We start from the raw sequence: 11,548 nt of genomic DNA on the forward strand, positions 1-11,548 counted from the left end.
ACATCGTCATCTCGACCGAAGCGACGGCCAGTCTCATCGTCCGTCGCGCAGTGGAGAGACCCCCGTATTTGCCGTTGCTGTTGCCGTTGCTTGTTTTTTTGTTGTCATTCCGCAGCGAAGCGGGGGAATCTGCGGTTCTTCTCTGCAACCCAGAGCCTACATCCAGCGATAAAATCGCTCATGCCGTCCGCCCCCGACACCATAGACCAAATCTTCGCCGTCACCACCGCCATCCGCTACGTGGCTCTCTACCAACAAGGCCATCTCACCTCCCGCCAACGTTCCGCACTCTCCGGCGCCTCTGCCTCAGAGTCCGACCGCTACGAAGAGCTGTTCATCAATCCAACTCTTTTAACCCTGGCGAAGCAGCGCGGCAATCTCGACTGCGGCGGCGCAAAGTTTGTCCTCGTCGGCTACGGAAACTTCCACCAGCTCGTCCTCGATCTGCCTGATGGCCACGCATCCATCTGCTTCGAACTCGCTTCAAACCCTCTCAACTACATCGAATCCATCCGCGCGATATGCCACGACCAGCAAAAAAACCCTGACGACTTGGTCGGAAGAGTATTGAGTCCTATCTGACTTGAATTCACTCGATCGATTCCAATTACTCCGTCCCCAACCCACCACTCAAACTCTCCAGATTCTGCGGATGCACCCGAATCACCCCACCCCGCGGACTATCGATATCCGCAATCAGAAAAAACGCCACCGCCACCACCAGCGGCAGCACCATAAACAGCTTCGGCTCCAGCTGCCGCGCCCCATACCCCAGCAGCCCATTGCAAAAAATCGCAATCGCAAACATCAGCGCCCACGCCGCCACCGGAATCCTATTCCACCACGCCGCCTGCGTATACCCCTGCGAGTTCAGCACATCATTCATCCCCGTTACCGCAAGCGCATCCACGGGAGTCGGCTGCTCGATCGCCGGCCGCGAAGCCGCCGCCCAAAGCTGTCCCTGCACTCGCGCAGTATCCGCATCGATATGTCTCAGTTCCCCTGCATCCCGCGTCTGGTAAAACCGTATCCGCAGATCGGTATACTGCCGCAGCAGCGTGCGCACCTGGGCAGCATCGGAAGCAGGCAACAGATCTGCCCGCACATACTCCGTCCCTATCGCATTTGCCTCGGCCTCTTCGTACGTCTTGCGCTGGTCATACCGTCCCGTCGCCATCGAAAAACTGAACCCGATAATCAGCCCCAGCAGTGTCAACGTCGCGGCCAGCACCACCCCGAAGTCCGTCCTCAACTCCTCCGTCAAATCGCGCCGCCGCTGGCTCAACCGCCCACCCGTCCAGGCCGCAAGCCACAGCAGAAAAAACGCCGACCCGAAGATAAATAACGGATAGTCCAAAGGATTCCTCAAGCTTCGCCCTCTAGTGAATCAAATCCTAAGACCTAAGACCGGTTCTTCGTCGCCGCTCCGAAAAATCCAAACAGCAGGTGCAGCACCGCCAGCGCCAGCGCTCCAAGAAACGCCGCCTTGAACGTAGTCACCGCGAACCCCGGAACAAACTTGCTCGAGAACCACAGCACAACTGCATTCACCACCAGGAAAAATATCCCAAACGTCAAGATCCCCAGCGGCAACGTAATGATCTTAAGAAACAGTCCCAGCGTCGCGTTGAGCAAACCAATCACCACCACCGCAATCAACGCCGAAACAAAGTTGCTCACATCAAAGCCCTGAACAAAATGTGCCACTATCAGCAAAGCCACAGCGTTCAAAATCCAGTGCAGAAGCAAGCGAAGCATTCTCTATCCTCGTTCAGCAGAATTAGGTTTCCGGAGTGCGACCAGCATATCCGACTCCAGCTTCCAACCGTTTAAAAAATCACTCTACCCATAACTTACCCTGCATGAACACTTGGAGCCAGCGCTCTCCCGCAGCGGCTCCCTTGGCCTCAGCAACGCAAAGATCCGGTGTTAGCATCTCTGCCAGTCCAAGACTTTACAGAAAGGTATCGGCAATCGCTGGTACGACGGTTCCCTCTGCATGCAGGCTGCGCCACAGGGCAGGCTCCGCGAACTCGACTCGCTCCGTGGCCTCGCCGCGCTCGCAGTGGTCATCCATCACTTTGTCCTTATGTGGCCCGCATGGCTCGGCTCCATCTCTATCATTCAGTGGAAAGCCCTCCACATCACCATCCTCTATCCGCTCTACGCCGGTCACGAAGCCGTCATGCTCTTCTTCGTCCTCAGCGGCCTCGTCCTCGCCATCCCCTACATCCGAGGCCGCGGCCAGCCCTATCCCATCTACCTCGGTCGCCGTATCCTGCGAATCTACGCGCCCTATCTCGTCGCGCTCGCTCTCTCCGTCCTCGGAGCCTCAATCTGGCACGGCACCCTCGCAGGCCACGGGAAGTGGACCTCAAGCTTCTGGTCTCAACCCGTCAGTCCGTCGCTCGTCCTTCAGCACATCGCCTTTCTCGGCGTCTATGACTGGCGGCAGTTCGACTTCGTCATCTGGTCCCTCATCGACGAGATGCGCATCTCCATCATCTTTCCAGTGCTTGCTCTGCTCGTTCTCCACCTTCGCATCCGTACCGCGATCCTTCTAGCTGGCGCCGTCTCCTTCATCGCCATCTACGTCGTCCGCTATCAACCCGAACTCGGCGCCACCGCCAGCATTATGATGACCGTCCACTACGCGGCCTTCTTCGTCCTCGGCATCCTTCTGGCCATGCACCTCGAAGCCGCCTGCGCCCGCTTCCGCTCTCTCTCGGCAGCAGCCCGCACCGCGCTCGTGCTGCTCTCCTTCTGTCTCTACAACTTCAGCATCCCGCTGGCACGCCTCTACACCCGCATCCCGCTCGCCGCTGTCATGGCGGCAGAGTGGCTCGTAGCCGTAGCTGCCATAGGCTTCATTCTCACAGGGCTCAACTTGCCCATCGCGCGGCGCTTCCTTAACTCGTCGGTCCCGGCGTTCCTCGGTCGCATCTCTTACAGCCTCTACCTCACCCACGCGCCCATCCTTCTCGCCTTCACCTTCATCCTGCGCAACAGAATCTCCGCATGGGGGCAGTTTCCCCTCTACCTTGCCGCCACCATCGGCTTCGCCTACGTCTTCTGCATCACCGTCGAAGAGCCCTTCATGCGGCAGGGAAGACGTCTAGGCAAGCGGGCGCCCTCACTTGCAGCCAGCCACCTACCCGCGAACCGCGGCCAGTCTCAGCTCACTTAATCGCCCCATGGTCGTAGCTGATCACCCGCGAGACCTTCCACGCGCCATCCTTGTACTGCCACAGGGTAATAAACTTCGCCTCACCCACCACCCCATGATCCTGCATCCCCGGATGATAAAACCGATGCACCCCCAGCTCTACCGCGCCATAACCCTTCAGCGGATAAACCTCCAGCGACCCATCCACCAGCTTCCGCGTCACCTTCCCGCAGATGTTGTTCTTGATCGCATCCAGAAACACCTGCCTGCCCACCGCCAGCCCGGTCTTGTCGTGATAGAACTCCAGATCGTTCACCACCAGTGTGCCCAGCTTCTCGAGATCGCACGTGTTGTACGCATCGAACAGCTCTTTATCCAGCGTCGTAATCGCCGCCGTCAACTGGGCCTGATCCTTGATGTCCTCCAGCGCCGGAACCTTCTGCGTCTCTGCGCGCATCATCGCGCCACTCACCAACACCATCGACACCAAAGCCAGAATCTTCTTCATGCGACTGCCTCCCGGTAGATCGAAACATCCGACTGTACGCACGCATCGGCCCGAAGGTTCGCAGTCACGGCAAAACGTCTTCTTCAAACGCTCAAAAATCGCTCGATCGACTTCACCACCACCGCAGGCGCACTCAGGTGCGGCAGATGCCCCGTCGCATTCAACATCACAAATCTGCTGTCAGCCACCGCGCGCTGAATGTACTCGCCCGCATTGACTCTTGCCATCGCATCGGCCTCGGTCTGCAAAATTAGCGTGCGTGTCTTCAGCTTTGGCAGCTCCCCACGATAGTCAGACAGAAACGTCACCCGCGCAAAATGCTGTGCGATGGCAGGATCGGTGCGCCCGAGACTCGCAGCAAACGCCGCCGCAACCTCCGGCTGGTCAGGATTGCCCGCCACCACCGGAGCCATCATCGTCGACCAGCCCTCGAAGTTATCGTCCATCATGTTCAGCAGAGCATCGATATCCTCACGCTCAAACCCGCCCTCATATCCTTCCTCGTTCAGGTAGCAGGCTGAAGGAGCAATCATCACCAGGTTCGCGAACAGCTCCGGCTCCATAATCGCCGCCAGCGCCCCGATCATCGCGCTCACCGAGTGCCCTACAAACGTCACCCTCTGCAGACCAAGCTCCGCGCAGATCTCCAATACGTCATGCGCATACCCGCGCAGCGAGCCATAGCGCACCGGATCGAACGCCGTGGCATCCGAGCGCCCCGCCCCTACATAGTCGAACAGAACAATCTTGTAGTCGCGTTCAAACGCGGGCGTCACCGCGTGCCACATGCTCTGGTCGCACCCGTAGCCATGCCCGAACATCAGCACGTTCTCTCCGTGGCCATGCACCGTTACATGATTTCGCTTCGATACCATCGTCGGCTGTTTCTCGGCAAGTCAGCTTTTCGTTAGATACAAAGTCTTTCCTGTGACGTCTCCACAGGAATCTGATGATGTGTGATTGCAATAACCTTAGCACCTCAAGGCGCGCTGGTCGTCATCCCGATCGTCTTCATCCACTCGTCCACCAGGTCCGGCCATCCCGTCACCGGCAGCTTCGTCCGCCGCAGCCCATACCCATGGCCGCCCTCGGCATACACATGCAGCTCCGTAGGAACGCCCACGCCCTTCAGCGCCAGAAAGTAAGCCGTCGCATTCTCCACATGCACCGTATCGTCCTCCGCCTGCACCAGAAACGTCGGCGGCGTCTCCTTCGTCACCGGAATATCCGGACTGAACTCCATCCCTTTCTCTGCGATCGCCAGATATCCCGGATAAACCACGACAGCAAAGTCCGGTCTGCAACTCACCTCGTCCGCCGCATCCACCTTTGGGTACAGCCGCGTCGCATAGTGCGTACTCACCGCAGCCGCCAGGTGCGCGCCGGCAGAAAACCCCAGTGCCCCTATCCGCTTCGGGTCTACCTTCCAATCCGCCGCATGCGCCCGCACCAGCCCCACCGCTCTCTGTGCATCCTGCAACGCCGCCGCAGACTTCGGATAAGGCCCCGTCCTCGGCACCCGGTACTTCAGCAGAAAGCACGCCACTCCTCGCGCCGTCAGCCAGTCGCAAACCTCGGTCCCCTCCAGGTCCATCGCCAGAATGTTGTATCCGCCGCCGGGAAACACCACAACCCCGGCGCCGTTGCCTGCTCCCTTCGGCAGATACACCGTCAGCGTCGGCACCGAAACATTTCCCAGCCGAACCACCGGCCTCCCCGCAATCTTGTCACTCGCAGCCGTCGAAGTATCCGCCTCCGGACCAGTCGCCGTCACAGGCCCCGGAGCACCCTTCGCCCAAAGCGTAATCACCGCATGCTCCGGCCCCGCTGGCCAGCCACTCGACTGCGCCAATCCCATGTCACACCCCACCAACATCATCCCAGCAACCAAAACTCGCCGCATCCGCAAACCCTCCAACACACAGCAGCCATCATCGCCGTACATCCCGATCTCACGCAAGCCGCCGTTGCTGTTGCCGTTGCATGTCCTTTTGGTTGTCATCCCGCAGGGATCTGCAGTTGCCGTTGCCTCTTCTCAATTCTTCGGTTTGGACAAGTCAAGAGTCGTCAACTCAGAGTTCCCAAATAGCGACCACCCATCTTTATCCTCGGCCATCACAACATACGGAAAGCGTCGGAAGACGGCAGCAATCACCTCTTCGGACTGCTCTCGATTCAATCCGGCCATCAGGCAGGTGGCATTCCATCGCCCGGTTCTTGCATACAGTCCGCTGAGTTCATCTTCCCCACCCTGCCGAAAGTCCAGCCCGCTTATATCAATCCAGCGAAACTGAACGGAAGCGTCGGTCCAACCTCCCCGATTGCCGTTAGCCTCAATGTGGGTGTCAGTAATCCGCAGCTCTCCATCTTGACTTCGGAACAGCACCCACACAGCTGAACCAAATATGAATAAAGCAATGACAGACGAGATCCAATGTCTCTCTCTCCATACAAAGTACATAAATATAGCAAACGCGAGTGGCATCAGTAGATCGACGGTACGTCTTATCCCTGTGGCTTTGATCAGCAGCACATCGCCCTGTTGGATAACTTCGATCTGCTTCTCTGGTCCTAGCCAGTTCATGACAAAAGTTTAGTCTTCACCCGCGCTCACTTCACTTCTTTCTCTCGAAACATCGGCAACATTTAGACTAATAACCGTCCATCATGAACATCATCACACCATGGCTCCGCTCCTACGTCCCCAACATCCCGGTCGATGATCACCAGCTCGCCGAAGACCTCACCCTCCGCGGCATCGCCGTAGAAGGCATTCACTCCCTCGCTCCAAACAGCGGCCACCTCTTCGAGATGGACATCACCACCAACCGCGTCGACGCCATGAATCACTACGGCATCGCCCGCGAAGCCGCCACCATCTACAACCTGCCGCTCGCCCCCTTCAACATCAAACTCCCGATCGGCACCCTCGTCGACGAGCCTTTCTCCGTCACCATCGCCCCCGAAGCCAAAGGCCTCTGCGGCCGCTTCACCGTGCAGGTCATTCGCAACGTCACCATCGCGCCCAGCGCAGGCGAAGTCAAAACTTACTTTGAAGCACTCAACCAGAAACTGATCTCCAACGCCGTCGACGCCTCCAACTTCGTCCTCCTCGGCATGGGCCATCCCACCCACGCCTTCGACCTCGACAAGATCGAAGGCGGCATCCTCGTCCGCCTCGCCCACAAAGGAGAAAAGTTAAAACTCCTCGACGGCACCGAGCGCACCCTCGAAGCCGACGACCTCGTCGTAGCCGACCACAAAAAAGCCCTCGCCCTCGCCGGAGTCATGGGCGGCTGGGACTCCATGATCACCCCCGAAACCAAAAACATCCTCATCGAAGCAGCATGGTTCGATCAGGCCAGCGTCCGCCGCTCCTCCCGCCGCCACGGCCTCCACACCGACGCATCCCACCGCTTCGAGCGCGGCGCCGACTTCAACGCCGCCCCCATCGCCAACGCCCTCGTCGCCCAGCTCATCCTCCAGCACGGAGGCGCCGAAGGCCAGCTGAACGGAAAACTCGAAGGCGAACTCATCGACCTCATCGATCCCGAAGTCGCCGCCCGTACCGCCACGCGCCCGCCCATCGACCTCTCCGTCAAACAGGTTCAGCGCCACCTCGGCACCACCCTCACGCCCGAAGGAATCACCTCCGAGATCGTCGCCCAGTACCTCACCTCCCTCGGCTGCGAGCTCCTCCTCCACGGACTCCGTGACGATCTAGCCGTCTACTCCACCAGGCTCCCCTCGTGGCGTCTCGACCTCGAGCGCGAGATCGACCTCATCGAAGAGGTCGCTCGCGTCTACGGCTACAACCGCTTCGCCAACACCCTACCCGCGCCCGGTGTCGTCATCGCGCAACCCACGCAAGCAAAAGAAGCAGCAGTCCGCACGCGTCTCCTCGCCCTCGGCTTCAGCGAAGCCGTCTCCAGCACCTTCGCCGGCCAGTCCGACGCCGACCTCTTCTACCAACCCGCAAATCTGGGTGCCCCATATCTCGATTCTGAGATGTGGGCATCGTCCGAACGACGACCGCACTCCTCCAGCCCACAGGCAACCGTCCCCATGGAGAACCCCCTATCCGAAGAGGCCTCCCTCCTGCGCCCCTCGCTCATCCCCGGCATGGTCACCATGCTCGCCCACAACCTCAACCGCGACGTGAAAGAAGTTCGCCTCTTCGAGCAGGGCCAGATCTTCACCGGCACCATCCCCGCCGACAGCACCTTCATCTCCGAGGTCCACGAGACCGCGCAGCTCTCCCTCGGCCTCACCACGGCCTCACCCCAACCCACAGCCCCGCTGCAAATCGCAGCCGACGCTCCTTTCTTCGAACTTAAGGGCGTCATCGAATCCCTCCTCTCGCTCTTCACCCTGCCCGGCGGCCCCCACGCAGCCATCTTCACGCCAGAAGTCCCCGCATGGCTGCAGCCCGGCCGCAGCGCGACAGCGCTGTTAAACAACCGCCCCATCGCCTACTTCGGCGAACTCATCCACACGCAAAAAGAGACACGTAAGCTTCGCCAGCCCCTCTACCTCGCCCAGATCGATCTCGCAGCCCTCTACAATCTCCCCCTCAAAAAAGTCACTGCCCACGATCTCTCTCGCTACCAGGCCGTTGAGCGCGACTTCTCCTTCGTCTTCGCCGACACGGTCCAATGGCAGGCCGTCTCCGCCGCCATCCACGCGCTGGCAATCCCCGAGCTGCAAAGCCTCAAGCCCATCGAGGTCTGGCGCGACGCCAAGAAGTACCCCGGCGTCTACTCGCTCCTCCTCCGCACCGTCTTCCAATCCAACGACCGCACTCTCCGCGAAGACGAGCTCACCGACTTCTGGACCCGCATCATCGCTGCCCTCACCGCTCTAGGCGGCACCATCCGCGACGGCGCGAACGAAACCTCAAAATGATTGTTGCCGAAAGTACACTCTAGGCCGAGAGAGGATGACGGTATGAAGAACCAAAACTTCACTATGTGGAGACGCTGGATCGGAGTTGTGTGTGCGGTGCTGGGACTTCTCCTGTTCGTTGCTGCTCTTCTCACCTATCTGCGATACGCCTCAGACCTCGCCAATCTGCACGTAGAAGAACGGCTTCAGTATGCGCGGGCATTGAGTTTGCTCTGGAGCGTCACTTTTCGTGGCTCTTTGGCCCTGCTTGTCGTTTCGCTATTCGGATCGGGCTGGAGTCGCTGGATTGGCCTAGCTGCCAATGCCGGAGCATTCCTCTGCGCTATGATGACATTAGGCGCAATGTGTGGGCCATTCGGATGTTAGTGACATAGGGACATGACAATTGAGCCAGCCAAGTAAAGCCAAGTAAGTTGTCACCAAAAATAAACTTCAAAACTCTGTCACATTTTTCCTTACTAAAAACACGCGGCGAAACACCACGCTCCCACCATCAACCCACCACACCCACACCACAAAACCACCACAACAAAACCCCGCAAAATCGCAAAACCCCAAGAAAAACCACCTCTCCACCACAACCGCAAATTATTCCACAACAAACTCGCACCCAGATAGATTCCACCCCACGTTTCCCTCAGCAAAATCCACCTCTCCGCCGTCTATACTGAATTCAATATGAGTTCTTCCACCGTAAGCTCCACCATCAGTGTCGATGAGTTCCAGGCCCTCGAACAAAAAGTCCTACGCGCCGTCGAGATCGTCAAGCGCGAGCGCGAAGCCCGCGCCACAGCAGAAGCCGAAGTGGCCTCCCTCCGCGCCCAGCTAGCCGAGTCGCAAAGCCTCTCCACCATGGTCGAATCCGAACTCACCACCCTCACCAAAGAGCGCGAAGCCGTCCGCCAGCGCGTCGAAAAGATGCTCCAGCAGATGGACGAACTCCTCTAACCCAACCGCCAAGGAGACCCGATGGACCGAACTCTCGAAGCCCCGCAAGCTCCTGCCGAGCCCGTGCAGAATCAGTCCATCGCCGTTGAAATCTACGATCAGATCTACCACCTCCGCGGAACCGACACCGCCTACATCGAGCGCCTCGCTGCCATCGTCGATGCCAAGATGCGCGCCGTCTCCGCCCACGGCAATACCGTCGACTCCCTGCGCGTCGCCGTCCTCGCCGCCCTCAACATCGCCGATGAACTCTGCAGCGCCCGCGACAACAACGACAACCTCGCCGGCAGCCTGCAGAACTCGCAGCAATCCCTCCGTTCGCGCGCCGGCAACCTCGCCCACATGCTCGACGAGGTCCTCGAAGACCGCAAAGTCGGCTAGCGTGGCCCCTGCCTGCTTCACAGATTCTGCTTGAATTTACGAACCTCCGCTGCAATGATCGACAGGCGCCTTTTCATCATCGTCCCGGAGCCTGTCGATGCGTCGATCCAATTTGCCTGCCCTTGTTCTCCTCTGTAGCTTCACCGCCCTCTACGCACAAACCACTGACTACAAGTCCAATCCAAAGTTTCAATCGTCCATAGCGGAAGGCAAGAAGCTCGTCCATGAGCGGCAGATCCCCTTTGCCATCGACGCCTACAAAAAGGCCAGCAAGATCGCACAGGGCAAAGACATCGACACCCTCAACGAGATCTTTAGTCTTCAGGTCAAGCTCGGCAGTTATAAAGACGCTGTCGCCACGGCCACCGCGCTCGAGGCCGCATCCACAACGCCTGAGCTCAAGGCTCGCGCCGAGGTCAATCATGGCTACGCTCTATATCTCCAGGCCGGAGACAAACACAAGCCCGACCTCCTGAACGCCGCCGATGCCGACCTCAAAGCGGCACTTGCCCTCGATCCCAAAAATCCGACCGCCCTCTACCTCGACGGCGAGATCCTCGCATACCTCGGCAAAATGGACGACGCCCGCAACCAGTTCAAAGGCTGTCTCAGTTGCATGAGCCCGAACGATCCCAGTCGTCTCCGCACGCAGCACTTTGCCGAAGATCCCGCTCTCGTACTCCACAAGATGGCCCCGTCGTTTGAGGTCACTGCGCTCGACGGATCGAAGTTCAACCTCGACGCCATGGGCGGTCGCGTCGTCCTCATCGACTTCTGGGCCACCTGGTGCGGGCCCTGCAACGAAGAGCTGCCCCACGTAAAGAAGATCGCAAAGGAGTTCGCCGGCCAGCCCCTGGTCATCATCAGCGTCAGCTGGGACTCCGACGAGACCAAGTGGAAGAACTTCATCGCCAAAAACGAGATGACCTGGCTCCAGTACCGCGATGCCGACCACTACCTCAGCAAGCAGTTCGCTGTCGAATCCATCCCCCACTACTTCACAATCGACTCCGACGGCGTCCTCACCTCCGAGATGCTCGGCTCCGGCTCCGACGTCGAAGGCAAACTCAAAAAGCTGCTGGCGCGGGTCAGATCATCCAGCGCTCCCGTAATCCAAACAGGGAACTGAACTTACCCTTCCAGACCACGCCGCAAACTTGCTAATAGTCGCCTACACGTTTAGCATCCAACCTAAGAAACCGGCCTGCAAAGCAGGTACGCGACCCACGCTGGTTGAACCAATATTCATTGAACAGGGGCCTGGCTCGTATACATGGTTCGGTGTGCTGTCCTCCAGTCAGGAACGCCTAAAGAACCACGGCAGGGTCCCGCCGTCTTAGACGGGTTCACCAGCGACTCGACGTACGGCCCAGTGGGTCGGTCTTCTTTTTAGCTTTAGCATCGCTCTAAATTCAATCAGCAAAAGAACGTCGTTGTTGCACCGGCAGTAGTTGCAGTTGCCTGTCCCTTTGTTCTCATCCCGCGGGGATCTGCTGTTGTCGTTGCATTTGCACTTGCTGTTGCCGTTGCCTGTCCTTTTGGTTGTCATCCCGAAGGGATCTGCGGTTGTCGTTGCACTTGCTGTTGCTGTTGCACTTGCTGTTGCACTTGCTGTTGCTGTTGCACTTGCTGTTGCTGTT

14 protein-coding genes are annotated in these 11,548 nt (G+C 58.8%); 8 read left to right on the top strand and 6 right to left on the bottom strand.

The genetic code is table 11. The features are described from left to right. Positions 1-180: 180 nt before the first annotated feature. Positions 181-582: a hypothetical protein gene (locus tag GSQ94_RS02355; RefSeq protein ID WP_158941712.1), complete on the top strand. Its 402-nt coding sequence runs from the start codon at positions 181-183 to the stop codon at positions 580-582. Positions 583-607: 25 nt separating this feature from the next. Here the strand turns inward: GSQ94_RS02355 and GSQ94_RS02360 are convergent, their stop codons facing one another. Continuing rightward, positions 608-1,357, bottom strand: coding sequence for a hypothetical protein (locus tag GSQ94_RS02360; protein WP_216842996.1), 750 nt, complete (start codon positions 1,355-1,357; stop codon positions 608-610). Between the two features lie 44 nt (positions 1,358-1,401). Further along, positions 1,402-1,758: a phage holin family protein gene (locus GSQ94_RS02365; RefSeq protein WP_158941714.1), complete on the bottom strand. Its 357-nt coding sequence runs from the start codon at positions 1,756-1,758 to the stop codon at positions 1,402-1,404. Positions 1,759-1,999: 241 nt separating this feature from the next. Between GSQ94_RS02365 and GSQ94_RS02370 the strand changes: the two genes are divergently transcribed. Then, complete coding sequence (locus tag GSQ94_RS02370) at positions 2,000-3,187, top strand: acyltransferase (RefSeq protein WP_158941715.1); 1,188 nt, start codon at positions 2,000-2,002, stop codon at positions 3,185-3,187. On the opposite strand, the gene GSQ94_RS02375 is transcribed toward GSQ94_RS02370, so the two are convergent. The 4 genes from GSQ94_RS02375 to GSQ94_RS02390 form a co-directional block, all read right to left on the bottom strand. After that, positions 3,180-3,674, bottom strand: coding sequence for a nuclear transport factor 2 family protein (locus GSQ94_RS02375; protein WP_158941716.1), 495 nt, complete (start codon positions 3,672-3,674; stop codon positions 3,180-3,182). The two genes, GSQ94_RS02370 and GSQ94_RS02375, sit on opposite strands and share 8 nt — an antisense overlap. Positions 3,675-3,757: 83 nt before the next feature. Then, positions 3,758-4,549, bottom strand: coding sequence for an alpha/beta fold hydrolase (locus tag GSQ94_RS02380; protein ID WP_158941717.1), 792 nt, complete (start codon positions 4,547-4,549; stop codon positions 3,758-3,760). A gap of 104 nt (positions 4,550-4,653) precedes the next feature. Continuing rightward, entirely contained in the window at positions 4,654-5,676 is a 1,023-nt protein-coding gene (locus GSQ94_RS02385; RefSeq protein ID WP_254063564.1) for an alpha/beta hydrolase, read from the bottom strand. A 33-nt stretch (positions 5,677-5,709) separates the two neighbouring features. Further along, entirely contained in the window at positions 5,710-6,258 is a 549-nt protein-coding gene (locus GSQ94_RS02390; protein WP_158941718.1) for a hypothetical protein, read from the bottom strand. Between the two features lie 83 nt (positions 6,259-6,341). Between GSQ94_RS02390 and GSQ94_RS02395 the strand changes: the two genes are divergently transcribed. From GSQ94_RS02395 to GSQ94_RS21050, 6 genes are all read left to right on the top strand, one after another. Then, positions 6,342-8,579 carry a phenylalanine--tRNA ligase subunit beta gene (locus GSQ94_RS02395; protein WP_158941719.1) on the top strand — a complete coding sequence of 746 codons (2,238 nt, stop codon included), beginning with the start codon at positions 6,342-6,344 and terminating at the stop codon, positions 8,577-8,579. A 42-nt stretch (positions 8,580-8,621) separates the two neighbouring features. Then, positions 8,622-8,945, top strand: a complete 324-nt coding sequence (locus GSQ94_RS02400) for a hypothetical protein (protein ID WP_158941720.1) — start codon at positions 8,622-8,624, stop codon at positions 8,943-8,945. Between the two features lie 312 nt (positions 8,946-9,257). Continuing rightward, complete coding sequence (locus GSQ94_RS02405; RefSeq protein WP_158941721.1) at positions 9,258-9,527, top strand: hypothetical protein; 270 nt, start codon at positions 9,258-9,260, stop codon at positions 9,525-9,527. Positions 9,528-9,548: 21 nt separating this feature from the next. After that, positions 9,549-9,908 carry a cell division protein ZapA gene (locus tag GSQ94_RS02410; protein WP_158941722.1) on the top strand — a complete coding sequence of 120 codons (360 nt, stop codon included), beginning with the start codon at positions 9,549-9,551 and terminating at the stop codon, positions 9,906-9,908. A 97-nt stretch (positions 9,909-10,005) separates the two neighbouring features. After that, complete coding sequence (locus GSQ94_RS02415) at positions 10,006-11,037, top strand: TlpA disulfide reductase family protein (RefSeq protein WP_158941723.1); 1,032 nt, start codon at positions 10,006-10,008, stop codon at positions 11,035-11,037. Positions 11,038-11,359: 322 nt separating this feature from the next. Beyond that, the coding region (locus GSQ94_RS21050; protein ID WP_216842997.1) for a hypothetical protein at positions 11,360-11,548 on the top strand (189 nt) is incomplete at its 3' end.

The organism is Granulicella sp. S190 (assembly GCF_009766095.1).
Lineage (GTDB): Bacteria > Acidobacteriota > Terriglobia > Terriglobales > Acidobacteriaceae > Edaphobacter.